The 26,358-nt window shown below is 72.2% G+C and carries 26 protein-coding genes; 11 read left to right on the top strand and 15 right to left on the bottom strand.

The annotated features are described in order from the left end of the window. The first annotated feature begins 125 nt into the window (after nucleotides 1-125). The 3 genes from DEJ43_RS19890 to DEJ43_RS19880 all read left to right on the top strand — a co-directional run bounded on the left by DEJ43_RS19890 (nucleotide 126) and on the right by DEJ43_RS19880 (nucleotide 2,683). Nucleotides 126-1,223, top strand: coding sequence for an ABC transporter ATP-binding protein (locus tag DEJ43_RS19890; protein ID WP_015035171.1), 1,098 nt, complete (start codon nucleotides 126-128; stop codon nucleotides 1,221-1,223). 223 nt (nucleotides 1,224-1,446) lie between these two features. Next, on the top strand, nucleotides 1,447-1,857 hold the full coding sequence (locus tag DEJ43_RS19885) for a hypothetical protein (protein ID WP_015035170.1): 411 nt from the start codon (nucleotides 1,447-1,449) through the stop codon (nucleotides 1,855-1,857). 109 nt (nucleotides 1,858-1,966) lie between these two features. Further along, on the top strand, nucleotides 1,967-2,683 hold the full coding sequence (locus tag DEJ43_RS19880) for a nucleotidyltransferase family protein (protein ID WP_015035169.1): 717 nt from the start codon (nucleotides 1,967-1,969) through the stop codon (nucleotides 2,681-2,683). A gap of 141 nt (nucleotides 2,684-2,824) precedes the next feature. Here DEJ43_RS19880 and DEJ43_RS19875 read toward each other — a convergent pair whose 3' ends face one another. The 6 genes from DEJ43_RS19875 to DEJ43_RS19850 all read right to left on the bottom strand — a co-directional run bounded on the left by DEJ43_RS19875 (nucleotide 2,825) and on the right by DEJ43_RS19850 (nucleotide 9,353). Beyond that, on the bottom strand, nucleotides 2,825-4,432 hold the full coding sequence (locus DEJ43_RS19875) for a DoxX family membrane protein (protein WP_015035168.1): 1,608 nt from the start codon (nucleotides 4,430-4,432) through the stop codon (nucleotides 2,825-2,827). A gap of 182 nt (nucleotides 4,433-4,614) precedes the next feature. Next, entirely contained in the window at nucleotides 4,615-5,574 is a 960-nt protein-coding gene (rlmB, locus tag DEJ43_RS19870; RefSeq protein WP_015035167.1) for a 23S rRNA (guanosine(2251)-2'-O)-methyltransferase RlmB, read from the bottom strand. A 76-nt stretch (nucleotides 5,575-5,650) separates the two neighbouring features. Beyond that, entirely contained in the window at nucleotides 5,651-7,051 is a 1,401-nt protein-coding gene (gene cysS / locus DEJ43_RS19865; RefSeq protein WP_015035166.1) for a cysteine--tRNA ligase, read from the bottom strand. Nucleotides 7,052-7,244: 193 nt separating this feature from the next. After that, the gene (ispF, locus tag DEJ43_RS19860) at nucleotides 7,245-7,754 is read right to left on the bottom strand and encodes a 2-C-methyl-D-erythritol 2,4-cyclodiphosphate synthase (RefSeq protein ID WP_015035165.1); all 510 of its coding nucleotides are present in this window, start codon (nucleotides 7,752-7,754) and stop codon (nucleotides 7,245-7,247) included. Next, nucleotides 7,744-8,493 carry a 2-C-methyl-D-erythritol 4-phosphate cytidylyltransferase gene (gene ispD, locus DEJ43_RS19855; protein WP_015035164.1) on the bottom strand — a complete coding sequence of 250 codons (750 nt, stop codon included), beginning with the start codon at nucleotides 8,491-8,493 and terminating at the stop codon, nucleotides 7,744-7,746. The genes ispF and ispD overlap by 11 nt, the downstream gene beginning before the upstream one ends. A 377-nt stretch (nucleotides 8,494-8,870) precedes the next feature. Then, nucleotides 8,871-9,353 carry a CarD family transcriptional regulator gene (locus DEJ43_RS19850; RefSeq protein WP_003953493.1) on the bottom strand — a complete coding sequence of 161 codons (483 nt, stop codon included), beginning with the start codon at nucleotides 9,351-9,353 and terminating at the stop codon, nucleotides 8,871-8,873. A 741-nt stretch (nucleotides 9,354-10,094) separates the two neighbouring features. Between DEJ43_RS19850 and DEJ43_RS19840 the strand changes: the two genes are divergently transcribed. Next, complete coding sequence (locus DEJ43_RS19840) at nucleotides 10,095-10,739, top strand: hypothetical protein (RefSeq protein ID WP_015035163.1); 645 nt, start codon at nucleotides 10,095-10,097, stop codon at nucleotides 10,737-10,739. 77 nt (nucleotides 10,740-10,816) lie between these two features. Here DEJ43_RS19840 and phoP read toward each other — a convergent pair whose 3' ends face one another. Continuing rightward, nucleotides 10,817-11,488 (bottom strand): two-component system response regulator PhoP, encoded by a 672-nt coding sequence (phoP, locus tag DEJ43_RS19835; RefSeq protein ID WP_466728736.1) that lies wholly within the window; start codon nucleotides 11,486-11,488, stop codon nucleotides 10,817-10,819. A 5-nt stretch (nucleotides 11,489-11,493) separates the two neighbouring features. Beyond that, nucleotides 11,494-12,723 carry a two-component system sensor histidine kinase PhoR gene (gene phoR / locus DEJ43_RS19830; protein WP_015035161.1) on the bottom strand — a complete coding sequence of 410 codons (1,230 nt, stop codon included), beginning with the start codon at nucleotides 12,721-12,723 and terminating at the stop codon, nucleotides 11,494-11,496. Nucleotides 12,724-12,998: 275 nt separating this feature from the next. Here phoR and phoU point away from each other — a divergent pair, with 275 nt between their 5' ends. Both phoU and DEJ43_RS37525 read left to right on the top strand, forming a co-directional pair. After that, complete coding sequence (gene phoU / locus DEJ43_RS19825) at nucleotides 12,999-13,679, top strand: phosphate signaling complex protein PhoU (protein ID WP_071891424.1); 681 nt, start codon at nucleotides 12,999-13,001, stop codon at nucleotides 13,677-13,679. Between the two features lie 207 nt (nucleotides 13,680-13,886). Then, on the top strand, nucleotides 13,887-14,039 hold the full coding sequence (locus DEJ43_RS37525) for a hypothetical protein (RefSeq protein ID WP_167537142.1): 153 nt from the start codon (nucleotides 13,887-13,889) through the stop codon (nucleotides 14,037-14,039). Between the two features lie 64 nt (nucleotides 14,040-14,103). Here DEJ43_RS37525 and DEJ43_RS19820 read toward each other — a convergent pair whose 3' ends face one another. Beyond that, nucleotides 14,104-14,571, bottom strand: coding sequence for a GNAT family N-acetyltransferase (locus DEJ43_RS19820; RefSeq protein WP_015035159.1), 468 nt, complete (start codon nucleotides 14,569-14,571; stop codon nucleotides 14,104-14,106). A gap of 69 nt (nucleotides 14,572-14,640) precedes the next feature. Here DEJ43_RS19820 and DEJ43_RS19815 point away from each other — a divergent pair, with 69 nt between their 5' ends. Continuing rightward, complete coding sequence (locus DEJ43_RS19815) at nucleotides 14,641-15,141, top strand: hypothetical protein (protein ID WP_015035158.1); 501 nt, start codon at nucleotides 14,641-14,643, stop codon at nucleotides 15,139-15,141. A 48-nt stretch (nucleotides 15,142-15,189) separates the two neighbouring features. Here the strand turns inward: DEJ43_RS19815 and DEJ43_RS19810 are convergent, their stop codons facing one another. Together DEJ43_RS19810 and DEJ43_RS19805 are read right to left on the bottom strand one after the other, a co-directional pair. Next, nucleotides 15,190-15,540 carry a hypothetical protein gene (locus tag DEJ43_RS19810; protein ID WP_015035157.1) on the bottom strand — a complete coding sequence of 117 codons (351 nt, stop codon included), beginning with the start codon at nucleotides 15,538-15,540 and terminating at the stop codon, nucleotides 15,190-15,192. A 186-nt stretch (nucleotides 15,541-15,726) separates the two neighbouring features. Next, entirely contained in the window at nucleotides 15,727-16,485 is a 759-nt protein-coding gene (locus DEJ43_RS19805; protein WP_015035156.1) for a phosphoglyceromutase, read from the bottom strand. A gap of 126 nt (nucleotides 16,486-16,611) precedes the next feature. Between DEJ43_RS19805 and DEJ43_RS19800 the strand changes: the two genes are divergently transcribed. Beyond that, the gene (locus DEJ43_RS19800) at nucleotides 16,612-18,018 is read left to right on the top strand and encodes an MDR family MFS transporter (RefSeq protein WP_015035155.1); all 1,407 of its coding nucleotides are present in this window, start codon (nucleotides 16,612-16,614) and stop codon (nucleotides 18,016-18,018) included. Here DEJ43_RS19800 and DEJ43_RS19795 read toward each other — a convergent pair. Continuing rightward, on the bottom strand, nucleotides 18,008-18,943 hold the full coding sequence (locus DEJ43_RS19795; protein ID WP_015035154.1) for an MBL fold metallo-hydrolase: 936 nt from the start codon (nucleotides 18,941-18,943) through the stop codon (nucleotides 18,008-18,010). The two genes, DEJ43_RS19800 and DEJ43_RS19795, sit on opposite strands and share 11 nt — an antisense overlap. Nucleotides 18,944-19,046: 103 nt before the next feature. Between DEJ43_RS19795 and DEJ43_RS19790 the strand changes: the two genes are divergently transcribed. Beyond that, a complete protein-coding gene (locus DEJ43_RS19790; protein WP_015035153.1) occupies nucleotides 19,047-20,024 on the top strand; it encodes an AraC family transcriptional regulator in 978 nt (325 codons plus the stop codon). Here DEJ43_RS19790 and DEJ43_RS19785 read toward each other — a convergent pair. From DEJ43_RS19785 to mshA, 3 genes are all read right to left on the bottom strand, one after another. Next, nucleotides 20,014-21,669: a glycosyl hydrolase family 28-related protein gene (locus DEJ43_RS19785; protein ID WP_071891421.1), complete on the bottom strand. Its 1,656-nt coding sequence runs from the start codon at nucleotides 21,667-21,669 to the stop codon at nucleotides 20,014-20,016. The genes DEJ43_RS19790 and DEJ43_RS19785 overlap by 11 nt on opposite strands. Before the next feature lie 130 nt (nucleotides 21,670-21,799). Continuing rightward, the gene (locus DEJ43_RS19780) at nucleotides 21,800-22,300 is read right to left on the bottom strand and encodes a type III secretion system chaperone family protein (RefSeq protein ID WP_015035151.1); all 501 of its coding nucleotides are present in this window, start codon (nucleotides 22,298-22,300) and stop codon (nucleotides 21,800-21,802) included. After that, nucleotides 22,293-23,660, bottom strand: a complete 1,368-nt coding sequence (mshA, locus tag DEJ43_RS19775; RefSeq protein ID WP_015035150.1) for a D-inositol-3-phosphate glycosyltransferase — start codon at nucleotides 23,658-23,660, stop codon at nucleotides 22,293-22,295. The genes DEJ43_RS19780 and mshA overlap by 8 nt, the downstream gene beginning before the upstream one ends. Nucleotides 23,661-23,963: 303 nt before the next feature. On the opposite strand from mshA, the gene DEJ43_RS19770 reads away from it, so the two are divergent. After that, nucleotides 23,964-24,758, top strand: a complete 795-nt coding sequence (locus DEJ43_RS19770) for a class I SAM-dependent methyltransferase (protein WP_015035149.1) — start codon at nucleotides 23,964-23,966, stop codon at nucleotides 24,756-24,758. Nucleotides 24,759-24,977: 219 nt separating this feature from the next. Continuing rightward, complete coding sequence (locus tag DEJ43_RS19765) at nucleotides 24,978-26,027, top strand: C40 family peptidase (RefSeq protein ID WP_015035148.1); 1,050 nt, start codon at nucleotides 24,978-24,980, stop codon at nucleotides 26,025-26,027. Nucleotides 26,028-26,358 lie beyond the last annotated feature (331 nt).

The raw sequence follows: 26,358 nt of genomic DNA, 5'->3' as shown, positions 1-26,358 counted from the left end.
GGAGGGCTGACAGATCCGGCGGCGGCGGGTAGCGTCACGTGGAGTTCATCCAGGTGGACTAGACCTCAATCCTTCCTTTACTCGGATCGTCCGGCACGTTCCTGCCGGTGAAGGGACACATCACCATGGCTTCCGTCACTTTCGACAAGGCGACCCGGGTGTACCCCGGTGCCACCAAGCCCTCCGTCGACCAGCTCGACATCGAGATCGCCGACGGGGAGTTCCTCGTCCTCGTCGGGCCCTCCGGCTGTGGCAAGTCGACCTCCCTGCGCATGCTCGCGGGTCTCGAGGACGTCAACGCCGGCTCCATCCGCATCGGTGACCGCGACGTCACGCACCTGCCGCCCAAGGACCGGGACATCGCCATGGTGTTCCAGAACTACGCGCTGTACCCGCACATGACCGTCGCCGACAACATGGGCTTCGCCCTCAAGATCGCCGGCGTCAACAAGTCCGAGATCCGCACCAAGGTCGAAGAGGCCGCGAAGATCCTGGACCTCACCGAGTACCTCGACCGGAAGCCGAAGGCGCTCTCCGGTGGTCAGCGGCAGCGTGTCGCCATGGGTCGCGCCATCGTGCGTGAGCCGCAGGTCTTCCTGATGGACGAGCCGCTGTCGAACCTCGACGCCAAGCTCCGCGTCTCGACCCGTACGCAGATCGCCGGCCTCCAGCGCCGTCTCGGCATCACCACGGTCTACGTCACGCACGACCAGACCGAGGCCCTCACCATGGGCGACCGTGTCGCGGTCCTCAAGGACGGTCTGCTCCAGCAGGTCGACTCGCCGCGCAACATGTACGACAAGCCGGCCAACCTCTTCGTCGCCGGCTTCATCGGCTCCCCGGCCATGAACCTGGTCGAGGTCCCGATCACCGACGGCGGCGTCAAGTTCGGCAACAGCGTCGTCCCGGTCTCCCGTGACGCCATCGCCGCCGCCTCCGCCAACGGCGACACCACCGTCACCGTCGGCGTCCGCCCCGAGCACTTCGACGTGCAGGGCCCCACCGGCAAGGACGGCCTCGCCGTCACCGTCAACGTCGTCGAGGAGCTCGGCTCCGACGGCTTCGTGTACGGCTCCACCCGCGTCGGCGGCGAGGACAAGGACCTGGTCGTCCGCGTCGGCGGCCGTGACGTCCCCGCCAAGGGCACCACGCTGCACGTCGTGCCGCGCGCCGCCGAGCTCCACGTCTTCTCGACCTCCACCGGCGCCCGCCTCAGCGACTGAGCCGGGGCGGCGAGAGCCGCGCGCCAGGTTCGCCGAACGGCCCCGTATCCCTTGCGGATGCGGGGTCGTTCGTCTTAGTGGGTGGGTACCCCGGAAAACCCCGGCATTCCGGGCCCCCATCCAGCCCCCGCGTCAACACGGGATTCGAAAAGCCGCTTCGAACCATCCCTCGCGAGAGTGACTAAATGTCGCCATATCACTACCGGCCGCTACGCTCGCCTGCGTGACGCACACTGCCCGCCGAATCGGCCGCTCTCTCGCCCTCGTCCTGCCCGTCGTCCTGGTGCTCTCGGGAACGCTCGCGGTGTCCGCCGTTCCGTGGGCCGGCCAGGACACCGGGACCCAGCTCACGGCGTCCTCCTCGGACGTCTCCGTCCGGGCCAAGTCCCGTGCCCCGCAGGACGTCCTGCGCGACCAACTCCTCGCCGAACTCCAGGAGAAGGACCCCGGCACGGCCCTCACCCACCTCCAGCGCGAGGTGGAGAACCGGCCCTCCCTCGCCAAGCACTGCATGTCCATCGCCCGTTCCCTCGGCCGCGCCGCCGTCGAGCAGTACGGCCCCTCCCGCGCCCAGTCCTTCTCCCGTCCCGTCTGTGACACCTCGTACGCGACCGGCGTGATGCGCGCGAGCTGAACAGCCGGACGCTGAACCAGAACAGCCGGACGCCGAGCCGGCACTGCCGGACGGCGAGCGCCGTCGCGCGTCCGGACCTCTCGCGCACGGGGCGCCTATCGTTCCCCGTATGCACACCTCTCCGACACAGGCCGTGGTCCTGGCGGGCGGCCAGGGCTCACGGCTCCGTCCGTACACCGACGACCGCCCCAAGCCGATGGTCGAGATCCCGGGCACCGGGACCCCGATCATCGGCCATCAGCTTTCCTGGCTGGCCGCCGAGGGCGTGACCGACGCCGTCGTCTCCTGCGGCCATCTCGCCGAAGTGCTCCAGGAGTGGCTCGAGGGCGCCGACCTCCCCCTGAAGGTGACGACGGTCGTCGAGACCGAGCCGCTGGGCCGGGGCGGCGGCCTGAAGTACGCCGCCGCGCACCTGCCCGCGCCGGACCAGCCCTGGTACGCCACCAACGGCGACATCTGGACCCGTTTCTCGCTGCGCGAGATGGCCGCGTTCCACGACGAGCGCGACGCCCTCGCCACCCTCGCCCTGGCCCGCCCCCGCATCCCCTGGGGCGCCGTCGAGACCGACACCTTCGGGCACATCACCGACTTCATCGAGGCGCCGCCGTCGCCGTTCCTCATCAACGCCGGCGTGTACGTCTTCTCCGCGGCCTTCACCGAGCTCCTCCCCGACCTCGGTGACCACGAGCGCACCACCTTCCCCCGCCTCGCCCGTGAGCGGCGCCTGGCCGGCTTCCCGCTGCCCCAGGGGGCGTACTGGAGGGCCATCGACACCGCCAAGGACCTCACCGAGGCCGCCAAGGAGCTCGCCGCGCAGAGGGGATGAGCCGGGGAGGGGACGACGGAGGGCTGCCACGCGCCTTCCGTCGGCTCACCGGGGCACCTCGTCCCCGCCCGCCCCACGGCGAAGGGCGGTCACCGCTTCTCGCGGTGGCCGCCCTTTCCCGTACTCCTGCCAGCCCGGTCCTCAGCCCAGCAGGCCGCCGATCGGGTTCCTCGCCCCGCCGGACGTCGAGCCGCTCTCCGACGGCGTGCCCGTCGAGCCGGTCGAGCCGCCGCCGGAGCCGCCGCTCGACGTGCCGCCGGTGGTGCTCGGGGTGTCGCTGGTGGACGGCGGGGGCTCGGGGGCGGAACGGGTCGGCGTACGGCTGCTGCCGGTGCCGGCGCCCTGCGTGGCGGTCGGGCGCTGTTCCCGGGTCCGGGTGGACTCGCGGGTCTTCTCGGCGGGCCGGGTCGCCTCCCGCGTCTTCTCGCGCTCGGCCGGGGCCTCGCTGGTCGCGGCGGGCGCGGGCACCGAGGACGCGGTTCCGGCGGGGGCGCGGCGCTTCGGCTCGGTGGGGAGCGGCTGGCCGGGCAGGTGGTTGATCGGATCGTCGTTGGGGCCGGGGACGGTGATCATCTCGGTGGAGCGGACGGCGCCGCCGAGGACGGAGCCGACGAGGAGGGTGAGGCCGACGACGACGGCCGCGATCAGGGTGCTGCGGCGGGTCACGCGGCGGCGCAGGTGCCACAGGTCGGCGCGCGGGCCGAGGGTGCGCCAGGCCTCTCCGGCGATCCGGCCGTCGAGGGAGTAGACGGGGGCGCCGGCGATGATCAGCGGCGACCAGGCGGCGAGGTAGATGATGTCGGCCGAGTCGTAGACCGGGACGGTCTTCCAGCTGACGGTCAGCAGGAGCGCGGCGGAGAGCAGGGCGCCGACGACGGCGGCGGCACGCTGCCAGAGGCCGAGGACGGTGAGGACGCCGACGACGACCTGGAGGAAGGCGACGGTGAGTCCGGCGCCGACGGGGTGCTGGAGGGCGAAGTCGCGGAGCGGTTCGGCGAGGGCCCAGGGGTGCAGGGAGTTGAGCCACTTCACCATGGAGCCGCGCTCGCCGCCGTCGAAGTAGACGGGGTCGCAGAGCTTGCCCATGCCCGCGTAGATGGAGATGAAGCCGAGGAAGACGCGGAGCGGGAGGAGGACGACGCCGAGGTTCATCCGGCGGCCGGGGTAGTAGGCGTGCCGGACGCTGTCCTGTCCGTGGCGCTGCGCGGGCCGGCTCTCCGTCGTCTCGTCCGGGTACGGTCCGGGTCCGCCGCCGGTCTCGGGCCGGAGGTCGTACAGCTCCTCGTACGCGGTGTCGTACGCGCCCTCGGCGCGGCGCATCGGCGGCAGCAGGGGCCCGGGGTCGGCGGTCACCACGGGGGTCGGCATGGTGTCGTCGATGCGCGGGATGGCCTGGGTGGAGCCCGTGTCCAGCGCGGCGTGGCCGCCGCGGCCGCCCGGGCCGACGGCCGGGTCGAGCGTGGAGACGGAGGACTCGCGGACGGCCTGGAGGAGGCCGGTCGCGCCCGGTGAGGACTTTCCGGTCCATACGACGGGGCGGCGGCGCGGGCCGCCCGTCCCGGCCGCGGCGCCGGACAGGGCTGCGGTGCGGGCGCCGGCGCCGAGCTTGGGCTGCGGAGCCGGCGCGAGCCGCACACGGAAGCTGGCGTGGTTCACGATCACCTGGGCGGGATCGGAATCCACCTTGACCATGCTCAACGCGGGCTGATCGTCGAACCCCGGCCGGGGCGTTCTGGTGTCCACACTCATCTAACCGAGTGATCTGGGTTTAGGACACTGCCTTGACGGATGGGAAATGTCCGAGACCCGTCAAGATCACGCCATGGCCGGGGGTGACCCGTTCGGGTCAGCCCGCCGAGGGGCGGGCCGGTCGGCGACCGGCCCTCCCGCGGTGGGCCGCCATCGGCCGGCCGGCCGGTGGCGGGCCGGGGTCAGCGGCCCATCCGGCGGCGGGCCGCCTCGTAGAGCACGACGCCGGCGGCGACACCGGCGTTGAGCGACTCGGCGCCGCCCGGCATCGGGATGCGGACGAGGAAGTCGCAGGTCTCGCCGACCAGGCGGGACAGGCCCTTGCCCTCGGAGCCGACGACGATGACGACCGGGCCGCCCAGCTCCTCCAGCTCGTGGACCTCGCGGTCGCCGTCGGCGGCGAGGCCGACGACCGTGACACCGGCCTTCTGGTACTGCTCGAGGCAGCGCGTCAGGTTGGTGGCGCGGGCGACCGGGGTACGGGCGGCGGTGCCGGCCGAGGTCTTCCAGGCACCGGCGGTCATGCCGGCGGCACGGCGCTCGGGGACGACGACGCCGTGGCCGCCGAAGGCGGAGACGGAGCGGACGACGGCGCCGAGGTTACGCGGGTCGGTGACGCCGTCGAGGGCGACGATCAGCGGGTCGTCGTGGTCGTCGAAGGCGGCCGTGACGAGGTCCTCGGGGTGCGCGTACTCGTACGGCGGCACCTGGAGGACGAGGCCCTGGTGGTTCAGGCCGTTCGTCATCCGGTCGAGCTCGGGGCGCGGCGCCTCCATGATGTGGATGTTGCCGCGGCCGGTGGCGAGGTTCAGGGCCTCGCGCACGCGCTCGTCGTTGTCGATGAACTGCTGCACGTACAGCGTCGAGGCGGGCACGCCGTCGCGCAGCGCCTCGAAGACCGGGTTGCGGCCGACGACCATCTCGGACTGGCCCTTGCCGCCCCGGCGGGCGACGGGCTTGCGCTTGGCGGCCTGCCGCGCCATGGCGTTGGAGACGCGGTACGCCTTGTGGCCCTTGCGGTCCTCGGCCCTGGGTGTGGGGCCCTTGCCTTCGAGGCCCTTGCGCCGCTGGCCACCGCTGCCGACCGTCGCACCCTTCTTGTTGGACGTGCGACGGTTCCTGCGCTGGCTGTTCCCGGCCATGACTACCTGTTTCCTCTGCTGACGTACAAAGTCTGTAAGTGAAGTGTGCCGCCCGGAGGCCCGAGCGGCACGTCTTCTAACGGTTGCCCAGCGTCCAGCGGGGCCCGTCGGGGCTGTCCTCGATGGCCAGGCCGGACTGGTTCAACTGGTCGCGGATCGCGTCCGCGGTCGCCCAGTCCTTGCGCTCGCGCGCCGACTCGCGCTGCTCGAGCACGAGCCGTACGAGGGTGTCGACGGCGCCGTGGAGCTCCTCGCCGCCACCGGTCTCCTCGGCCCAGTGCGGGTCGAGCGGGTCCAGGCCGAGGACGCCGAGCATGGCGCGGACCTCGGCGAGGCGGGCGATGGCCTCGTCCTTGTCGTCCGCGGCGAGGGCGCTGTTGCCCTGGCGGACGGTGGTGTGGATGATCGCGAGCGCGTGCGGCACGCCCAGGTCGTCGTCCATGGCCTCGGCGAAGGCCGGCGGCACCTCGGCGGCGGGGGCGACGTCCTTGCCGGCCTTCTCGGTGGCGCGCTGGACGAAGCCCTCGATGCGGGCGAACGCCGACTCGGCCTCGCGCAGGGACTCCTCGCTGTACTCGATCATCGAGCGGTAGTGCGGGGTGCCCAGGTAGTAGCGGAGGACGATGGGGCGCCAGGCCTTCACCATCTCGGAGACCAGCACGCTGTTGCCGAGCGACTTCGACATCTTCTCGCCGGCCATGGTGACCCAGGCGTTGTGCACCCAGTACGAGGCGAAGTCGTCGCCGAAGGCCTTGGCCTGGGCGATCTCGTTCTCGTGGTGCGGGAAGATCAGGTCGAGGCCGCCGCCGTGGATGTCGAAGGCGGAGCCCAGGTACTTGTGGGCCATCGCCGAGCACTCCAGGTGCCAGCCGGGACGGCCGCGGCCCCACGGGGTCTCCCAGTCGGGCTCGCCCGGCTTGGTCGCCTTCCACATGGCGAAGTCGCGGGGGTCGCGCTTGCCGGTGATGCCGTCCTCCGCGGGCTGGCGGAGGTCGTCGATGTCCTGGTTGGACAGCTCCAGGTAGCCCGGGAAGGAGCGCACGTCGAAGTAGACGCTGCCGTCGGCCTCGTAGGCGTGACCGCGCTCGATGAGGCCGCGCATCATCTCGATCATCTCCGGGACGTGCCCGGTGGCGCGGGGCTCGTAGCTGGGCGGCAGGCAACCGAGGGCGTCGTAGCCCGAGTTGAACGCGCGCTCGTTCTCGTAGCCGATGGACCACCAGGGGCGGCCCTGGTCCGCGCCCTTGGCGATGATCTTGTCGTCGATGTCGGTGACGTTGCGGATGAACGTGACGTCGTAGCCGCGGTAGTCGAACCAGCGGCGCATGATGTCGAAGTTCAGCCCCGACCGGATGTGGCCGATGTGCGGGGCCGCCTGGACGGTGGCACCACAGAGGTAGATCGAGACGTGGCCCGGCGTGAGCGGGGTGAAGTCACGGATCTGCCGGGCGCTGGTGTCGTACAGGCGAATAGTCACCACTCCAGGGTAGTGGGCGGGTGGTAGTGCCCCGATACCTGTTCGCCGTCTCCGATGACGTTTTTCACCGGTACCGGTGGATGCCGGTACCGGTGAACGTGACGACCGCCGCCGCGGAAGGCGGTGACCGCCACCCGGGAACGCGGTGCGCCGCCGCCCGGGACGTGGTGGATCCGCCGCCCCCACGGCTCCGTTACGGGCGTGCCGCCGGGTACACGAGGGCCGTCGCGAGGGCCGCGAGGCCTTCGGCACGGCCCGTCAGGCCGAGGCCGTCCGTCGTGGTGCCGGAGACGGAGACCGGAGCGCCGGCCGCCTCGCTCAGCGCCTTCTGGGCCTCGTCACGCCGCTTGCCGATCTTGGGGCGGACGCCGACGACCTGGACGGCGATGTTCCCGATCTCGTACCCCTCGGCGCGGACGATCCTGGCGGCCTCCGCGAGCAGGGTGACGCCGGAGGCGCCGGACCACTCGGGGCGGGAGGTGCCGAAGTGCGCGCCGAGGTCGCCGATGCCGGCCGCGGAGAACAGCGCGTCGCAGGCGGCGTGGGCGGCGACGTCACCGTCGGAGTGCCCGGCGAGGCCGTACCCGTCGCTGTCGGAGGCGTCCCAGAGCAGGCCCGCGCACCAGAGTTCGCGGCCCTGCTCGAAGGCGTGGACGTCGGTGCCGATGCCGGTGCGCGGCAGTACGGGGAGATCAGAAGCCATCGTTGGCCCTCCTGCGGGCGAGTACGGCCTCGGCGAGGACGAGGTCGAGGGGGCGGGTCACCTTGAAGGCCTCTTCGTGGCCGGGTACGACGACGACGGGCGCGCCGAGCCGCTCGACCATGCCGGCGTCGTCGGTGGCGCCCTCACCGGTGAGGGCGATGGTGGCGTGGGCGTTGACCAGGGTGTCGTGGTCGAAGCCCTGCGGGGTCTGGACGGCGCGGAGCCGGGCCCGGACGGGGGTGGCGACGACCTGCTCGGGGCCGCCCGGCTTCTCCGCCGGCTCGACCTCCTTGACGGTGTCGGCGACGGGCAGCGCGGGGACGACGGCGACGGCCCCGTCCCGTACGGCCTCGATGACGGCGTCCACGGTGTCGACGGGCACGAGCGGGCGGGCGGCGTCGTGGACGAGGACGGTGGTGATGCCCTCGGGGAGCGCTTCGAGTCCGAGGCGTACGGACTCCTGGCGGGTGTCGCCGCCGGGGACGACCAGGTAGTCGGTGCGCTCGGGGAGGGCGTGGGCGTCGAGGAGGTTCTTGACCTCGGCGGCGCCGTCGTGCGGGGCGACCACGACGACGAGCGAGACCGCGCGGGAGGCGGCCATCGCGCGGACGGCGTGGATGAGCATGGGGGTGCCGTTCAGCGTGCGCAGCGCCTTGGGGGCGCCCGGCCCGAGGCGTACGCCCCGGCCGGCCGCCGGGATCACCACGGCGGTACGAGGAGGACGCACTTCGTCTGACATCGGTTGCACTCCGGCAGGTTTGTTTCCGCGGCCGACATGGGTATGGCCTCACCGTGCCGGACGCTCCGCCTTGACCGGGCCCTTTCCGTGACGACGGTCGAGGCGTGGTCGCCCGAGCACAGGGGGTTCGGACGTGAGGGCCCGAGCAGTGGGGTCCGGGCAGGGGTCCGGCCACAGGCTCGGACGTAAGAGGGGGACGTGAGGGTACGTACGGTGACGTGAGCGCAGCGCTCATGTGACATGCCGCGCTCGGGTGGAGCAGCACTCATGTGAAATGCCGCAGCGCCCGACGACAGCGCTGTGTGGATCACAGCACGCCAGCGGGCACCGCGGCATCGCTTCACTTGGTAGCGCGCTCGGATGTCGTCAGAGCACGCTCAGGACGCGAGGACCTCGTCGAGGAGAGCCTCGGCCTTGTCCTCGTTCGTGTTCTCCGCGAGGGCCAGCTCGCTGACCAGGATCTGCCGAGCCTTGGCGAGCATGCGCTTCTCACCGGCGGAGAGACCGCGCTCGCGCTCGCGCCGCCACAGGTCGCGGACTACTTCGGCGACCTTGATGACATCGCCGGAGGCGAGCTTCTCGAGATTTGCCTTGTAGCGACGGGACCAGTTCGTCGGCTCTTCGGCGTACGGCGCGCGCAGCACCTCGAAGACCCGGTCCAGCCCGTCCTGACCGACCACGTCGCGAACACCGACGAACTCCGCATTGTCCGCCGGCACACGAACCGTCAGGTCGCCCTGCGCGACCTTGAGCACCAAGTAGGTCTTGTCCACGCCTTTGATCTGGCGAGTTTCGATGGCCTCGATCAGCGCGGCCCCGTGATGGGGATAGACCACGGTGTCGCCAACCTTGAACGTCATGTGACAGGTACCCCTTCCGTGGCTATCCAGGGTAACACGGATACGGCTTCTTCTGAATGGCGTTTTCGCAGGTCAGGGCATATCTCGGGGCTTGACAACAGCGACACGAACGTGCTGCGGAGGGCTTCCGGAAGGCGGTATTCGCAGGTCGGAGCGGCTGCGCGGACGGAGAGAAACGCGCACGTTACACCTACCCGGAGCCCCCCAGGGTAGGCTCGATGCCCCGTTTTGTCGGGTTCGGAGTGGCCTTCTTCACGTACTCCGTTCGAGGATCGTCCACCCGTACGGATGCATCGTGGGGTGATTCCGCAATTGATCAGTCGACGCGCGTCCGGGATTTTCCGGGGGTACGGCTCCGCGGAATACCGGGGCGAGCCTCGAATTGATCAAGGCGGTTATGTGAACAACAGGTCAATGGGTCGTGATCCAGCCACACCGGCGGCCGTCGGGTGAGGGCGCGGGCGCGCCGCCGACCGGCCCCGGGCGGATCACCGACGGGCCCTTGGCTCATCTCCGACGGTCCGCCGCCGGTGCCCCGACGGTCCGCCGCCGGTCCCCCGGCGGTCCTCCGACGGTCCCCCGGGCCGTTCCCGGCGGAGGCCCCTGGCCGGTTAGGGGCGGGTCGGGTGCGGGACGGAGAGTGCGGCTCGGTAACCTAAGCGCGCTGACGCACCTTTAGTTGGCGCTTAGCTCCGAAGCCTGTCCATAGCCTGTCCGTACGTCCTAGGAGATGCCGCCGCCGTGAGCCGCAGCCTTCGACGCGGCGCCCTCGCCGCCACCGCCATCGTTTTCTCCATCGCCGCACTGTCCGCCTGCGGGGCGGGCAACGACGCGCAGACGCTCGGCATCCGGCCGGACAACGCGGCCGTCACCGTGGACAACGTAAAGATCCAGAACGCGCTCGTGATCACCCAGCCCGAGCCCGGCGTCAAGGGCCCGGCCGTGGTCTCGGCCACCGTCTTCAACAACGACGACCTGCCCCAGACCCTGGACTCCATCAGCCTCCCGGGCAGCAGCGCCTCGGTGAAGCTGAAGGCCGCCGAGGGCACCGGCCCGATCACCGTCCCGGCCGGCGGCTCCGTCGTCATCGGCGGCGCGGGCAACGCCTCCGCCGTGATCGAGAACGGCAGCGAGGCCGCCCGGGCCGGCGACGCCCAGCGGGTCGTCTTCAAGCTGAGCAAGACCGGCGACGTGAGCATCAACGCCTTCGTCGTCCCGGCCACGAGCTACTTCAAGGACTTCGGCCCGACCGTCGTCCCGGCTCCCCCGGGCACCAAGCCCTCCGCCTCGGCGAGCCCGTCGGGCGAGGCCGAGCACGGCGCCGAGCACGGCGGCGAGGCCTCCGGCGAGCCGTCGGGCGAGGCGAGCCACGCGGCCGGCCACTGACCGTACGCACGCGGAACACATGAAGGGGCGCCCCCGGATGGGGGCGCCCCTTCACACGTTCATCAGCGGCCCACGGCCTACGGCTCGAACTTGTAGCCCAGGCCGCGGACCGTGACCAGATAGCGCGGGGCGCCCGGGTCCGGCTCGATCTTGGCGCGCAGCCGCTTCACGTGGACGTCGAGGGTCTTGGTGTCGCCGACGTAGTCCGCACCCCACACCCGGTCGATCAGCTGCATGCGGGTCAGCACGCGGCCCGCGTTGCGCAGCAGCATCTCCAGCAGGTCGAACTCCTTCAGCGGCAGGTCGACCTTGCCGCCCGCGACCGTCACCACGTGGCGGTCGACGTCCATGCGGACCGGGCCGGCCTCCAGGGCCGCGGGGGTGACCTCCTCCGGCTCACCGCGGCGGCGCAGCACCGCGCGGATGCGGGCGACCAGCTCCCGCGAGGAGAAGGGCTTCGTCACGTAGTCGTCGGCTCCTATCTCCAGCCCGACGACCTTGTCGATCTCGCTGTCCTTGGCGGTCACCATGATGACCGGGACGTTCGAGCGGCCGCGCAGCTGCCGGCACACCTCGGTACCGGGCAGCCCCGGAAGCATCAGGTCGAGGAGGACGAGGTCGGCCCCGTTGCGCTCGAACTCGTCGAGCCCGTCGGGCCCGGTCGCCGCTACGGCGACTTCGAAGCCCTCCTTGCGAAGCATGTAGGACAGGGCGTCGCTGAAGGATTCCTCATCCTCGACGACAAGCACTCGGGTCACGGAAGGACCTCCGGGGCAGGGAGCGGTTCGGTCATGAGATCAGGGGTGGGGGACGAGGCGGGTCGACGGTCCCGTACGGAGCCCGCCTCGGGCAGCCGCAAGGTGAAGGTGGAGCCCTGACCCTCGGTGCTCCAGACGGTGACCTCCCCGCCGTGGGAGGCGGCCACGTGCTTGACGATGGCCAGGCCGAGCCCCGTGCCGCCGGTGGCACGGGAGCGGGCCGGGTCGACGCGGTAGAAGCGCTCGAAGATGCGCTCGCGGTCCCGCTCGGAGATGCCGATGCCCTGGTCGGTCACCGCTATCTCGATCAGGTCCCCGCCCGGCGCCGCGATGTGGCGGGCGGCGATGCCCACCCTCGTACGGGCCGGAGAGTAGTTGACGGCGTTCTCGACGAGGTTGCCGAGGGCGGCGGCGAGCTGGCCGCGGCTGCCCCAGACGTGCAGGTCGGCGGCGCCTCCCGAGACCATGGTGATCTGCTTGGTGGAGGCGGTGTGCCGGGAGCGGTCGATCGCCTCGGCGACGAGTTCGTCCACGGACACGGGCTCGGAGTCTTCGAGCGGGTCGTCGTTCTGCACGCGGGAGAGGTCGATGAGCTCCTGGACGAGGTTGGTGAGGCGGGTGGCCTCGATCTGCATGCGGCCGGCGAAGCGGGTGACCGCCTCGGGGTCGTCCGAGGCGTCCATGACCGCCTCGGAGAGCAGCGAGAGCGCGCCCGTCGGGGTCTTGAGCTCATGGCTCACGTTGGCGACGAAGTCGCGGCGTACGGCTTCGATGCGACGGGCCTCGGTGAGGTCCTCGACCAGCAGCAGCACGAGCCGCGAGCCCAGCGGGGCGACCCGCGCGGAGACGGCGAGGGCCTCGCCGCGTCCGGTGCCCCGGCGCGCCAGGTCCAGCTCGACCTGTCGTATCTCTCCGTCGCGGCGGGTGTCGCGGGCCATGTTGAGCATGGGCTCGACGGCCAGCTTCCCGCCGCGGACCAGGCCGAGGGCGTACGCCGCCGAGCTGGCCTTCACCACGGAGTCGCTCTCGTCGAGGACGACCGCGGAGGAGCGCAGCACGGAGAGCACCGTGTCGACGCCGGGCGGGAGCACGGCGTCGGTGTGCAGGGAGGTACGAGTGGGTCTCGTCTGGTCGCGCTCGCTCCAGCGGAACGCCAGCATGGCGATCACGCCGGTGCACACGCCGGCGATCGCGGCCAATGCGGCGACCGCCGCGTTCACGTCCATGCCTCCAAGGTTATGCGGGCCCGATGACTCTCTCCCAGCCGTCCGAGTGGCTGCTCGAACACTCGTCGCTCAGAGTTCACCCCGAGGACCTGACCGGTTCATATGCCCCGAGGGGTGGGGTGGCGTACGTAGCCCAGAGTTCACCTAGGGGACGGAGACGGTTCATGTGTGCGGGTGGAACCGGACGCGTAGGGGACCGAATGTGGGAGCGTCGGGGTACGAAGCCCCACCCGGACCCCGGAGCCGTACCGGGCTTTGCGTAGAAAGGGACATCCATGCGGGACGCGTACCACGAGGAACTGGACTCGATCGGCGAGGGCCTGGTCGAGATGGCCCGACTCGTCGGGTCGGCGGTCGGGCGCGCCACCACGGCGATGCTCGACGCGGATCTCAAGCTCGCGGAGAGCGTGATCGCGGCCGACCAGAAGGTCGACGACCTCCAGCACGACCTGGAGGCCCGGGCGATAGCGCTGCTCGCGCGGCAGCAGCCGGTGGCGACCGACCTGCGCATCGTGGTGACCTCGCTGCGCATGAGCGCCGACCTGGAGCGCTCCGGCGACCTCGCCCAGCACGTGGCGAAGCTCGCGCGGCTGCGCTTCCCCGAGTCGGCGGTGCCGCGTGACCTGCACGCGACCATCCTGGAGATGGGCCAGCTTGCGCAGCGCCTAATGGCGAAGGCGGCCGAGGTCATCATCACGAAGGACGTCGACCTGGCGCTCCAGCTGGAGCAGGACGACGACGAGATGGACCTGCTGCACCGGACGCTGTTCCAGCACCTGATCGACGACCGCTGGAAGCACGGCATCGAGACGGCGGTCGACGTGACGCTCCTCGGCCGCTACTACGAGCGGTTCGCCGACCACGCGGTGTCGGTGGCGAAGCGCGTCGTCTACCTGGTGACGGGCGAGCACGCGGACGAACTGCAGGCGGCGGACGCACCGGTCGAGGGCGCGTAGCGCCACGGGCGGCGGACGCGCCGGTCGAGGGCGGGGGGGTGCCGTGGGCGGCGGACGCTCCCGGCCGGGGGCGGGCGCCGTCGGCCGGCGGACGCTTGCGCGCGAAGGCGGGCGGGTGCCGTGGGCGCCGATGCGCCGTTGATGCGCCCGTCCGAGTGGGCATGCAATGGGGGGAGGCGACGTGCGCCTCGAAAGGGAGGGACCCCCATGGCCGAATCCCCCATGCCGACGGACACCGGCGCGGAGGCGCCGCGCGAGGCGGACTTCCTGCCCGTACTGGGCGCCTGCGGCTGCGGCTCGGGCTGCGGCTGCGGCTGCCAGTCGGGCGGACCGTGCCAGTGCGGCGGCTGCTCGGGCTGACCGGCGAACCGCGCAGGAGGGGTGGGGTGCGGACACCGCACCCCACCCCTCGTCTCCGGATTCCCTACACGTCCAGCACGCCGACGACCTGGCCTCCGCTGGACTCCCCCGTCGTACGGAAACCCAGCCGCTCGTAGAAGGCGCCGGGCCCGTCCGCGCCGGGCTCCCAGGTCACGTACAGCTGCCGCTCGCCGCGCCGGCGCAGCTCGTCGCGGACGGCTTCGACGGCGAAGCGGCCGTAGCCCTTGCCCTGCCCTGCGGCGGCGATGTTGAGCCGCCAGAGGCCGCTGCGCCGGTCGGAGGGGTCCTTCTCCTCGTTCCAGGGCAGGTCGAGGAAGGCCATAAGGAAGCCGACGAGTTCGTCCCCGTCGAAGATCAGCCGCGGCCAGGCGGCCTCCCCGAAGGCATAGGCCTCGGCGAGGGAACGCGAGACGGGAGCGACGTTCCGCTCCTGATGGGGGTGGACGCGCAGGCCGAGGGCGGCGTCGATCGTGGCGGGGGTGATCGGCTCCAGGCGAAGCGACGTACTCATGGCGCGCAGGTTAGCGGCAGCCGTACGCCTGTGGCCTGCGAATTTACGTGCGCACGCCAGAATGCCGCCATGATCCTCGCGCGCCGCCGTGCCCTCGCCGCCACCGCCCTCGCCGCGATCGTCGCGGCCCTCTCCGGCTGCGCCGTGCCGCCCGCGGGCCTGGCCGGCGTGACCGTGACGGCGGACGGCTCGCCGGTCGGGGTGATCCTGATGTGCCACGACCACATCGACGGGGCGACGCTCTACCCGGACCACGGTGACAGCACCGGCGCCCCGGAGGACGACGGGCGCTGGGAGCACGAGGCCCCGGTCACCGGCTTCACGAGCTGGTCCCTGGCCTCGCCCGCCGACGGCTGGACGGCGGAGACGCCCCTCGGCCGACTGGTCCCCGGGCAGCGGTACGCCCTGTACGGCTGGACCGAGGACAGCTCGTGGTCCGCGGCGCACGTCCACTTCACGACGGCGGACCTGAAGGCGCTCGTGCCGGGGCAGGTGCGGTACGAGAGGGGGGACGAGGTCAGGATCGTCTCGACGGACGAGTTCCGCGAGAAGGCGTGCGAGGACTTCTGACCCCGCAGCCCGGCCTCGCCGCCCCTCCGGGTCCGGCTCCGGCTCCGGCTATCCCGCGAACCAGACCGAGCGGAGCTTGAGCCGGTCGGTGGCCGGACGGCCGTGCGGCCGGAGCGTCCAGGAGTCGCCGGTGCAGTCGGGCTCGGTGAACACCATCGCGTAGTCGTCGGTGTCGTTGTGCGGCGCGAAGGCGGGCTCGGAGGCGCCGGGGTCGGCGGCCTCGGGGATCGTGATGCACTCCCGGCCGGCGGGGTCGTGCAGCGTGGCCGACTGCGGGGACCCGTCGAGCCCGACGAACCGGTAGCCGAAGTCACCGGTGGTGGCGTGGGCGGGCGTGGCCAGGGTGGCGGTGAGGGCGAGGGCACCGCAGACGGCGGCGAGGGAGTGCCGGAAACGCACGGAAGTTCTCGATTCATCCAGGGAGGAGCGGTTTCACCCCACCCCTAACCGCACCCCACACCCCCCATGCACCGCCCGCCCGCCGGAAGGTTTCCCCCTCACCCGTCCGGCCGAGCGGCCCCCTCGCCCCAAAAAGACCCCCGCCCGCGGAGGAACCGCGGGCGGGGGTCTCAGGCGGGGTCAGGGTTACTTCTTGCCCTGGTTCTTGACCGCCTCGATGGCGGCCGCGGCGGCCTCCGGGTCGAGGTAGGTGCCGCCGGGGGTGAGGGGCTTGAAGTTCTCGTCGAGTTCGTAGGCCAGCGGGATGCCCGTCGGGATGTTGAGGCCCGCGATGTCGGCGTCCGAGATGCCGTCGAGGTGCTTGACCAGCGCGCGGAGGCTGTTGCCGTGGGCGGCGACGAGGACCGTGCGGCCGGCCAGGAGGTCCGGGACGATCGCGTCGTACCAGTACGGGAGCATCCGCTCCACGACGTCCTTCAGGCACTCGGTGTCGGGGCGCAGCTCCGGCGGGATCGTCGCGTACCGGGCGTCGTGGGCCTGCGAGAACTCACTGTCGTCCGAGAGGGCCGGCGGCGGGGTGTCGTACGAGCGGCGCCACAGCATGAACTGCTCCTCGCCGAACTCGGCGAGCGTCTGGGCCTTGTCCTTGCCCTGGAGGGCGCCGTAGTGGCGCTCGTTCAGACGCCAGGAGCGGTTCACCGGGATCCAGTGGCGGTCCGCGGACTCCAGCGCGAGCTGGGCGGTGCGGATGGCGCGCTTCTGGAGGGAGGTGTGCAGGACGTCGGGGAGCAGGCCGGCGTCCTTGAGCAGCTCGCCGCCGCGCGTCGCCTCCTTCTCGCCCTTCGCGGTGAGGTTTACGTCCACCCAGCCGGTGAACAGGTTCTTCTCGTTCCACTCGCTCTCGCCGTGGCGGAGGAGGATCAGCTTGTACGGTGCGTCGGCCATGCGTAGGAGCCTAATAGACCGCTGACGATTGACGCGCGTCGTCAATCCACTGGCGTCCGGCACCTGAGATGCGTAAGTTACGAGAGCCGCATGAGGCACTTACACGCACCAGGGGGGCGGCCACATATGTCCATCGACTCGCTCAGACGATCAGCCACCGCGACCGTTTCCGGCCTTCCGCAGGGCTTCTGGTGGCTCTGGCTGTCGACCTTGGTCAACCGGACCGGGGCCTTCGTCCTGACTTTCCTCTCCCTCTACCTGACCGTCGAGCTCGGGCACTCCGCCTGGTTCGCCGGACTCGTCGTCGCCCTCCACGGCCTCGGCGGCATCGCCGGCTCCCCGCTCGGCGGCACGCTCACCGACCGCTGGGGCCGCCGCCCCACCATGGTCACCATGCACCTCGCGGCCGCCGCCTGCGCCGCCGCCCTCGCCGTCGTCACCAGCGCCTGGGCCATCGCGACGGTCGTCCTCCTCATGGGCGCCGCCATGCAGGCCGTCCGCCCCTCCATCAACGCCACCATCGCCGACATGGTCCCCGCCCACGACGTGCGCCGGGCCTACGCCCTCAACTACTGGGCCCTCAACCTCGGCTTCGCCATCGCCTCCATCGGCGGCGGCGCCGCGATCTTCCTCGGCTACCGCACGCTCTTCGTCGTCGACGCCGTCGCCACGACCCTGTGCGCCCTCATCGTCTTCCTGCGGCTCCCCGAGACCCGCCCCGAGGCCAAGCTCGACACCCGGGGCGAGCCGGTCGTCGAGGACAAGGTCAGCATGCTGACCGTGCTGCGCGACGCGCCCTTCCGCACCCTCGTCCTCCTGAACCTCTTCGTCTGCATCGTCTTCACCGCCCCCTGGATCGGCCTCCCCCTCACCATGGCGGACCAGGGCCTCTCCCCCTCCGCGTACGGCGCCGTCATCGCCGTCAACGGCATCGTGATCGTCGGCTTCCAGCTGCTCGTCAACAAGCTGACCGACAAGCGCTCCCCGGTCGTCCTGCTGAGCCTCTCCTCGCTCCTCTTCGCCGTCGGCACCGGCGCGACCGCCCTCGCGGGCTCCCCCGTCGCCTTCGCCGCGACCGTCGTCGTCTGGACGATCGGCGAGATGATCCACGTCCCGACGAACGCCGCCGCCACCGCCCGGCTCGCCCCTGAGCACGCCCGCGGCCGCTACCAGGGCGTCATGGGCATGTCCTGGGCCGTCGCCGGTTTCGTCGCCCCGATCGGCGCCGGCGCCATCGTCGGCGGCCCCGGTCCGAACGTCCTGTGGGCCGTGACCTTCGCGATCGGCTGCCTCGCCGCCGTCGGCTACAGCCTCCGGCTGCGGAAGGCCCTGGCCGATGACACCGCCGGGGGCGGGGACGAGCGAGTCGGCGGTGACGGGACCCCTGAGACCGCCGGAATCCCTGAGACTCCCGTCGCCGGGATCCCTGAGACTCCCGTCGCCGAGACCCCCGAGACCGTCGCCGCCGAGAGCGTCGCCGCGCCCGGCGGAACCGACGCCCCGGCCGCCGGTAAGTCCGCCGTCAGCGCCTGACGGGCGAAGGTCCCGAACGGCCCCTCCCCACCAGGCGGAACCCACTCCCCTCCCTGCGCACTTCGGCGGTGCCCGAGCCGCCGAAGTGCGCCGGCACGACCAGTTCCCGCTCGTCGGCCGCCCGTTCGAGGATGCGGCGGCGGCTCGCCGAGGCCGCCGCGGGGTCCATGCAGAAGCAGCTGTTGTGCGTCGGGTCGAGGATCTGCACGGGACTGTGCAGGAGGTCCCCGACGAAGACCGCCCGTTCCCCCCGCGACGCGAGCCGCAGCACGGCGGAGCCGGGCGTGTGGCCGGGCGCGGACTCCAGGGTGAGGTGCTCGTCGATGCGGTGGGCGCCGTCCCAGAGCAGCGTCCGTCCCGCGCGGTGGACGGGCGCGACGCTGTCCTCGTAGACGAGCCGGTCGTCCTGGCGCAGTCCTCCGCCGTAGGCGTTGTCCGGGCCGAAGTGGGCGTCGTCGGCCGCCGGTACGAGATATTCGGCGTTCGGGAAGGTCGGCACCCAGTCCCCGGACGTACCGTCGGCGGGCCGGGTGTTCCAGCCGACGTGGTCGGCGTGCAGGTGGGTGTTGACGACGACGTCGACGTCCTCGGGGCGGACTCCGGCCCGTTCCAGGAGCCCGGGGAAGTCCCCCTGCCAGTGGTGGAACTGCGGTGAACCGGGCCGCTCCCGCCCGTCGCCCACCCCCGTGTCGACGACGATCGTCCGTCCGCCGCTGCGCAGCACCCAGGTCTGCAGTGCCATGACCGCCCGGTCGTCCTCGGGCTGCCAGTGGTCCGGCGCCAGCCAGTCCTCGTTGTCCCGCCAGGTCTCCGCCGGCGCCGCGGGGACGAGGTCGCGGGCGGCCGCGAACGGGCCCTGCCATTCGACGATCCGGAGGATCTCGACGTCTCCCAGGACCGTGCGCTGTGCGCTCTCATGCGTCATGTGTCGACCCTAGGAAGCCCGGGTGAGCCTCTCAATGCCCGTACGGCTCCACTGAATACGCGAGCGTCTCACCGCCTGCCGTTCGGCGGGCTACGCTGGCGCGATGGACGTGGTGAGCGACGCGATCTCGGCCGTACGGATCGGGCAGCCGTCCTCGCAGCGGGTGCGGGTCGGCGGAGACTGGTGCACCCGCCTCGCCCCGTACGAGGGCGCGGGTTTCCACGTCGTCCTGGAGGGGCGCTGTCTCCTGCTGCCCGACGGCGGCGAGCCGGTGGAGCTCGGCGCGGGCGACGCCGTCCTGCTGCCGCACGGGACCGGGCACGTGCTCGCCGCCGCGGCCTCGGGGGCGACGGTGGATCCGGCCCGCGCGGTGCCGTTCGAACGTTGGATGGACGGGACCGCGGGCCGCCGCTTCCCCCACGTCTCCACCGATGCGGCCACCGCCACGGACGGCACCGCCGTCGAGATGCTGTGCGGGAAGTACCGGCTCGACCGCCGTCACGCCCATCCGCTCCTGGCGGAGCTCCCCCCGCTCGTCCGGCTGCCGGCCCGGGGCGAGGGCGCCGATCCGGGCCTCCGTTCCGCCATCGAGCTGCTGGGCCGCGAGGTCGGCGAGCGGCTTCCCGGCTCGGGGGTCGCGCTCCCCAGCCTGCTCGACCTGCTCCTCGTCTACATGATCCGGTCCTGGGCCACCACCGCGAGCACCATCGCGGACGGGGGCGGCGCCGGGACGTGGCCCGCCGCGCTGGGCGATCCGGTGACCGCCGCCGCGCTGCGGGCCGTGCACGCCGACCCGGCCGCGCCCTGGTCCGTCGCGCTGCTGGCGGCCGAGGCGGGGGTCTCCCGGCCCACCCTGGCCCGCCGCTTCACCGCTCTGGTCGGCCGGCCCCCGATGGCGTACCTCACGTGGTGGCGGCTGACGCGCGGCGCCGCCCTGCTCAGGGACGGTCGGGAGCCGTTGGCCGCCGTCGCGCGGCGCGTCGGGTACAGCACGCCGTACGCCTTCTCGCACGCCTTCCGCCGGGAGTTCGGCACCACGCCCGGGCAGTACCGGGCCGGCCCGGGCGCGGCTACCGCCTGAGGTCCCGCTGGGCCTCGTAGAGGTTCTTCGGGTGGAGGGTTTCCGGCGTTCCGTACGCCTCCACGCGCGCGTGGAGCTCGCCGGTGAAGTCCGGGACGTCGATCTGGTCGAACTCGCGGACGTCGCTGATGCCGACGGTCGCGCTGTACGGGGCGATGGTGTCGATCTTCACCAGGCCGGCCCGGCCGTTGGTCACCGTCACGTTCCAGTGGGTGAACCGGGCCCCGTAGAGGGGGCCCGCGGAGGCGTCGCCGCCGTGGCGGCCGTTGTTCTCGACGGTGATCTCGGTCCGTACGTTGGCGAAGGGCATGCCCCGGTGGGTGTCGAAGGTGCCCATCTCCATCACCCCGCGCGACCAGACGTTGTGGCTGGAGAGGCCCTCGACGTTGATGCCGTGGAGCTGGGTGCCGGCCGGGGCGGGGACCGTGCGGGCCGCGACGCGGAAGTCCTCGATCAGGTTGTCGTGCGCGCCCTCCCGGCAGAAGTACGGGTGGTGGGAGCCGCGTCCCTCGACCCGGGTGCGGCGCAGGGTGCAGGCGGAGGCGGCGACGAGTCCGAAGCCGTTGTCGACGTGGCGCACCACGACGTCCTCGGCCCAGCAGTCGTACGCGCACTGGAAGGTGACGCCGTTGTAGCCCTTGTCGAGGAGGTGGGGGGACTGCGGGGTCTCCACGGCTTCCAGGGTCAGGCCCACCACTCCGGAGTGGGTGAGCGCCGCCGTCCCGGAGATCAGCCGGGGGTCCCACTCGGGGCGCGCGTCGAGCGGGAGGGGGCGTTCGAGGGTCACCCGCCGGCCGTGAACGGCGGTGATCCTTACGGGCCACTCGTAGGGGACGTAGCTGGTCAGCTTCGTCTTGTCGTCCCAGAGGTACGCCTCCGGTCCCGGGCCGCCGCCCGCCATGTGCTCCAGGAGGGTGTGGTCGGCGTCGTCCGCGAGGCGGAGGACGACGAGCCGGCCGGGGCGCAGCGGCGCCGGGTCCTCGACCGTGATCGTGCGGTCGCCGCGGCGGGCCGGGCGGACGGTCGTCAGAGTGGTCCACGCGTCGCGCGTGTTGCCGGTCCAGCCTTCGTAGGGCCAGGCCCGGGCCCGTATCGCGGTGACGAGGGAGTCGTGCCGGGCCTGCGGGGAGAGCCAGATCAGGCCGCCGGCCCAGGACCAGGAGGACTTGTCGCCGCCGTAGCGGGAGCCGTACGGGCCGATGAGTTCGGTGAGGTTGCGGGTGGCGAGCAGTTTGGTGCGGCCGGAGCCGGCGCCGCGCAGGACGACGCCGCTGTGGCCGATCCGCAGGTAGTCGTCGATGCGGTACGTGCCCGGCGGCAGCAGGACCGTGCCGCCGCCGCGCTCGCCCGCCTCGGCGAGGGCGCGGTTGATGGCGGGCGCGGAGTCCGTGGAGCCGTCGGGGGCGGCCCCGTGGGTGAGGGCGTTCGCGACGACGCGGGGGCGCGGGGAGCGGCGGGCGCCGCTCAGGGCGCCCGCCCGGCCCACGCAGGGGATCTGGGGGTGGGTGTAGGGGGCGGCGGCGAACTCCCGCCAGAGCCCCGCGGGGCGGACGGGGGGAGCGAAGCCGGTGGTGCCCAGTGCCGCGGTGGTGGCTCCGGCGACCGCCACGGCGCCGCCGACGAACTGCCTTCTGCTCAGTGCCATGCCCCTGAACCTTTCACGTATATGAACGGTGTTCAGATCTGCGTCGGGCGTGAGCATGGCATTGGAAGTCCCTTGCGGGAAGAGCCCGTGCGGGAAGAGCCCGTGCGGGAAGAGCCCCTGCGGGAAGAGGTCAGTTACCGGGTTTCTGGGTCAGGTTCTTGAACGCGTCGAGGTTCCGGGTCGACTCGCCCCGCGAGACCCGCCACTCGTACTCCCGCCGGATCGCCGACGCGAAGCCCAGCTCCAGGAGGGTGTTGAAGTCACCGTCCGCCGCCTCGAGGACCGAGCCGAGCAGCCGGTCCAGCTCCTCGGGCGCGACGGAGGAGAGCGGCAGCTTGCCGGCCAGGTAGATGTCGCCGAGACCGTCGACCGCGTAACTCACCCCGTACAGCCTGAGGTTGCGTTCCAGCAGCCAGCGGTGGACGCCCGCCTCGTTCTCGTCCGGGTGGCGGATGACGAAGGCGTTGAGGGAGAGCGAGTGGCGGCCGACGCGCAGCGACAGCGTCGTGTGGAGCTTGCGCGTGCCCGGCAGTTTGACCACGTAGGAGCCCGGCTCGGGCGACTCCCACTCCAGTTCCGCGTCCTGGAGCGTGGACTCGATGATCCGCCGGACGTCGTCGAGATCAGACATGGTGGGAGCGTACGCGACGGCGGTTCTCGCGCAGCCGGTGGTCGTGCATGGCGGCCGTGTACACATCGGCCGTGCCCGAGGCCGCCGTGTCCCAGCCGAAGGACCCCGCGTGCAGTGCCGCCGCCGCGCCCATCCGGTCCGACAGCGCCGGATCCGCCACGAACCGGCCGAGCGCCCGGGCGTAGTCCACCGGGTCGTGCCCCTGGACGAGGAATCCGGTCACATCGTCCCGCACGGCGACGGGCAGGCCGCCCACCGCGGCCGCGACGACCGGGGTCCCGGCCGCCTGCGCCTCGATCGCGACGAGGCCGAAGGACTCGCTGTACGAGGGCATGACGAGCACGCTCGCCGCGCGGAACCAGTCGGCGAGCCGGTCCTGGCCCACCGGCGGGTGGAAGCGCACGATGTCCGCGATGCCCAGCCGGGCGGCCAGCTTCTGCAGTCCCTCCGGCTTCGCAAGGCCGCTGCCGCTCGGCCCGCCGACCACCGGAACGATCATGCGCGAGCGCAGCGAGGGGTCCCGGTCGAGGAGCTCGGCGGCGGCGCGCAGCAGGATGTCCGGGGCCTTCAGCGGCTGGATGCGCCCGGCGAAGACCGGGATGAAGGCGTCCTGCGGCAGCCCGAGCCGGGCGCGGGCGGCGGCGCGGCCGTCGGCGGGCCGGAAGTGGTCGAGGTTGACCCCCGGGTGGACCACCGCGATCTTGCCAGGGTCGGCATCGTAGAAGCGGGCGAGCTCGTCGGCCTCCTCGGCGGTGTTCGCGATCAGCCGGTCGGCGGCGTCGACGATCTGCGTCTCGCCGATCACCCGGGCCGCGGGCTCGGGGGTGTCGCCCTCGGCGAGCGCCGCGTTCTTGACCTTCGCCATGGTGTGCATGGCGTGCACGAGCGGCACGCCCCAGCGCTCGGCGGCAAGCCAGCCGACGTGGCCGGAGAGCCAGTAGTGGGAGTGGACGAGGTCGTAGTGCCCGGGGCGGTGGCCCGCCCAGGCCTGCATCACGCCGTGCGTGAAGGCGCAGAGCTGGGCCGGCAGCTCCTCCTTGGCCAGACCCTCGTACGGACCGGCGTCGACGTGCCGGACGAGGACGCCGGGGGTGAGCTCGACCACCGGGGGGAGGCCGCCCGTGGTGGCGCGGGTGAAGATCTCCACCTCGATGTCGATGGCGGCGAGTCGTTTCGCCAGCTCGACGATGTAGACGTTCATACCGCCCGCGTCGCCCGTGCCGGGCTGGTGCAGCGGGGAGGTGTGGACGCTGAGCATGGCCACGCGGCGCGGGGTGCGGTTCCGGCCGGGGAGCCGGAGCCGGGTCGGTGCCGGGTGCCGGTGCCGGGTACCGGCGAACCGGGACACGTACTGGCTCACGTCGGCGGTCCTTCCGCTCGGGGGCGAACGTGCCGGGCTGACACGTCTTGGCTGAGCACGTCTTGGCTGAGCACGTCTGGGCTGAGCAGTTCTGGGCTGAGCAGTTCTGGGCTGAGCAGTTTCCGGGTGTGCGGTTTCTGGGCTGAGCAGTTCGGCGCCGTGGGCATGGCGGCGGGAGGACGTGGTGCGCCCTCCGGCCCGGACAACACCGGAATGGGCCCTTTCATTTCCTCCACGGGTGCCGCTTTGCCAATTCATTACCGGGGCGCGCCGCCCCCGCACCCCACCCCGTAACCTTTCGGCATGGCCCCGCGCACCACCCTCCCCGTCGGCAACCCGACCCGCGGGACCACCAACCCCAACCGGCTGCGCCGCATGGACCGCTGGATCGCCGCCGTCCACGGCCCGGCCCTGCGCCGCTCCCCCGAGCCGCCGCTCGCCGTCGACCTCGGCTACGGCGCCGCCCCCTGGACCGCCGTCGAGCTGCTCGCCCGGCTGCGCACCGCCGAGCCCCGCACCCGCCTCTACGGCATCGAGATCGAACCCGCCCGCGTCGAGGCCGCGAAGCCGTACGAGCACGAGGGCCTCTCCTTCGTGCACGGCGGCTTCGAGGTGCCGGTGCCCGGCCGGGTCGCCCTCATCCGGGCGGCGAACGTGCTGCGCCAGTACGACGAGGAGCAGGTCGCGGCCGTCTGGGCGCGGCTGTGCGGGCGGCTCGCACCGGGCGGTCTGCTCGTGGAAGGGACCTGCGACGAGATCGGGCGGCGGCACGTGTGGGTGGCGCTGGACGCGAGCGGGCCGCGGACGGTGACCTTCGCGACCCGGCTCGGCTCCCTGGATCGCCCCTCGGACCTGGCGGAGCGGCTGCCGAAGGCGCTGATCCACCGCAACGTGCCGGGCGAGCCGGTGCACGCGTTCCTGCGGGACTTCGACCGGGCGTGGGCGGCGGCCGCCCCGTACGCCTCGTTCGGCGCGCGGCAGCGCTGGATCCGCGCGGTGCGCGACCTGGCGGCGGAGTGGCCGCTGACGGACGGTCCCCGGCGGTGGCGCCAGGGCGAGGTGACGGTCCGCTGGGAGGCGCTGGCACCCCGGCGGTGAGGCTCTCTTCTCTCACCTCCCGCGCTCTGTTTCCTCAACTCCTCCTTAATTTCCCGTGCGTCGGGAACGCCACGGCCGCATCACACGTCCCCCGTGGGGGGACTCGGCCCGACAGGCCCCGGTTTCCCCTGTTGCTTTCCGGTTTCGCATGGCACCATCACCGAAGTCGACAGCAAGTTACTGACGGTAAATCAGATTTGGCCACTCGAGGGGGAGCTCGTGAACCGACGCCGCCACGCCACCGCCGCGATCACGATGATCTGCGCTCTGACCGTGCTGGCCTCGCCCGCGCTGACCCTCCAGGCGGCCGCCGCGCCGCTGCCGCCTCCGCCGCCGAAGAAGACCCTGGAGGAGGTACGCCAGGAGATCGACGGCCTGTACCGGCAGGCCGCCGTCGCCACCGACGCGTACAACCTCGCGGAGGAGAAGACCAAGGAGCAGTCCGCCGAGCTCGTCAAGGTCGCCCGTATGATCGTGGAGGGCCGCGAGAAGATCGAGGCCCTCAAGGCCCAGGCCGGCGCCGCCGCCCGCGCCCAGTACCGCAACGGCGGACTCCCCGACGGCGCGCACCTCGTCCTCACCGGCGACCCCCAGCTCTTCCTCGACGCCGCGGGGCGGCTCAAGGCCGGGGCGAAGGCCACCACCGACCTGCTGGGCGAAATGAACCGCACCCAGGAGCAGTTGGACGTCTACGCCGCCGACGCGGGCGTCAACTGGACCAAGCTGGAGGCCAACCGGGTCAAGCAGGCCCAGGCCCGCAAGGAGATCAACGACAAGATAGCGGCGGCGAAGAAGCTGGAGTCCGAACTCGCCGCCGAGGAGCGGGAGCGGCTGCGGCGCCTCGAGGAGCAGGCGCAGTACCGGGCCCAGACGACCTGGCTCGGCACCGGCGTCCTCGCCGGCCTGAAGGCGGACACGACGCCGGAGGCCAAGAAGGCGATCGCGTTCGCGACGGCGCAGATCGGCAGGCCGTACGTGTGGGGGGCCGAGGGCCCGGACTCGTACGACTGCTCGGGACTGACCCAGCGCGCCTGGGGCGTGGCGGGCCGGCCCATCCCGCGCACCTCGCAGGAGCAGTGGCGGCTGCTGCCGCACGTGGACATCAAGGACATGCGGCCGGGTGACCTGATCGTCTACTTCAAGGACGCGAGCCACATCGGGATGTACGTCGGGAACGGCGCGATCGTGCACGCGCCCCGCCCGGGCCGGGACGTGACGCTCGCGGGCGCCGGCTCGATGGAGATCCTGGGCGTCGTCCGCCCGACGTGACCCGGGGGGCGCGTGGGGCCGACGTGACCGGGCGCGCGTAGGGCCGGCGTCGGCCGGCCTGACGGATCCCGGCGCCCGACCGACCTGACGAAGCCGATGGCTCGACCGACCTGACGAAGCCGGTGGCCCGACCGACTTGACGAAGCCGGGCCCCGAGCTTCGCCCGGCGTGACGTTTCTCATTGCCTCCGGGCGGGCCCGTCGGCCGTACGGGGGCAAGTACCTCCCCTTCCGCGGCATATGCCAATCCCGACGCGGGCGCCCACCCGCTGATCACCATTCCGCTGCACACCGCCGTACCGCTATGGTCCGGGACGGGCGGGGCGCCACCC

The organism is Streptomyces venezuelae ATCC 10712 (assembly GCF_008639165.1).
GTDB classification, from domain to species: domain Bacteria; phylum Actinomycetota; class Actinomycetes; order Streptomycetales; family Streptomycetaceae; genus Streptomyces; species Streptomyces venezuelae.
The sequence above is the reverse complement of the archived record's forward strand: the minus strand, read 5'-3'. Positions and strand labels throughout refer to the sequence as shown.

Excerpts from the sequence above, each read along its gene's own strand:
- phoR (WP_015035161.1), bottom strand. The coding sequence starts at position 12,723 with ATGGACGTGAACGCGGCGGTCGCCGCATTGGCCGCGATCGCCGGCGTG.
- DEJ43_RS19795 (WP_015035154.1), bottom strand. The coding sequence starts at position 18,943 with ATGACGCATGAGAGCGCACAGCGCACGGTCCTGGGAGACGTCGAGATC.
- phoU (WP_071891424.1), top strand. The coding sequence starts at position 12,999 with ATGCGGGACGCGTACCACGAGGAACTGGACTCGATCGGCGAGGGCCTG.
- DEJ43_RS19890 (WP_015035171.1), top strand. The coding sequence starts at position 126 with ATGGCTTCCGTCACTTTCGACAAGGCGACCCGGGTGTACCCCGGTGCC.
- rlmB (WP_015035167.1), bottom strand. The coding sequence starts at position 5,574 with ATGGCCGGGAACAGCCAGCGCAGGAACCGTCGCACGTCCAACAAGAAG.
- ispD (WP_015035164.1), bottom strand. The coding sequence starts at position 8,493 with ATGTCAGACGAAGTGCGTCCTCCTCGTACCGCCGTGGTGATCCCGGCG.
- DEJ43_RS19790 (WP_015035153.1), top strand. The coding sequence starts at position 19,047 with ATGGACGTGGTGAGCGACGCGATCTCGGCCGTACGGATCGGGCAGCCG.
- DEJ43_RS19800 (WP_015035155.1), top strand. The coding sequence starts at position 16,612 with ATGTCCATCGACTCGCTCAGACGATCAGCCACCGCGACCGTTTCCGGC.
- DEJ43_RS19820 (WP_015035159.1), bottom strand. The coding sequence starts at position 14,571 with ATGAGTACGTCGCTTCGCCTGGAGCCGATCACCCCCGCCACGATCGAC.
- ispF (WP_015035165.1), bottom strand. The coding sequence starts at position 7,754 with ATGGCTTCTGATCTCCCCGTACTGCCGCGCACCGGCATCGGCACCGAC.
- DEJ43_RS37525 (WP_167537142.1), top strand. The coding sequence starts at position 13,887 with ATGGCCGAATCCCCCATGCCGACGGACACCGGCGCGGAGGCGCCGCGC.
- DEJ43_RS19770 (WP_015035149.1), top strand. The coding sequence starts at position 23,964 with ATGGCCCCGCGCACCACCCTCCCCGTCGGCAACCCGACCCGCGGGACC.
- DEJ43_RS19880 (WP_015035169.1), top strand. The coding sequence starts at position 1,967 with ATGCACACCTCTCCGACACAGGCCGTGGTCCTGGCGGGCGGCCAGGGC.
- DEJ43_RS19875 (WP_015035168.1), bottom strand. The coding sequence starts at position 4,432 with ATGAGTGTGGACACCAGAACGCCCCGGCCGGGGTTCGACGATCAGCCC.
- DEJ43_RS19805 (WP_015035156.1), bottom strand. The coding sequence starts at position 16,485 with ATGGCCGACGCACCGTACAAGCTGATCCTCCTCCGCCACGGCGAGAGC.
- DEJ43_RS19850 (WP_003953493.1), bottom strand. The coding sequence starts at position 9,353 with ATGACGTTCAAGGTTGGCGACACCGTGGTCTATCCCCATCACGGGGCC.
- DEJ43_RS19815 (WP_015035158.1), top strand. The coding sequence starts at position 14,641 with ATGATCCTCGCGCGCCGCCGTGCCCTCGCCGCCACCGCCCTCGCCGCG.
- DEJ43_RS19780 (WP_015035151.1), bottom strand. The coding sequence starts at position 22,300 with ATGTCTGATCTCGACGACGTCCGGCGGATCATCGAGTCCACGCTCCAG.
- DEJ43_RS19785 (WP_071891421.1), bottom strand. The coding sequence starts at position 21,669 with ATGGCACTGAGCAGAAGGCAGTTCGTCGGCGGCGCCGTGGCGGTCGCC.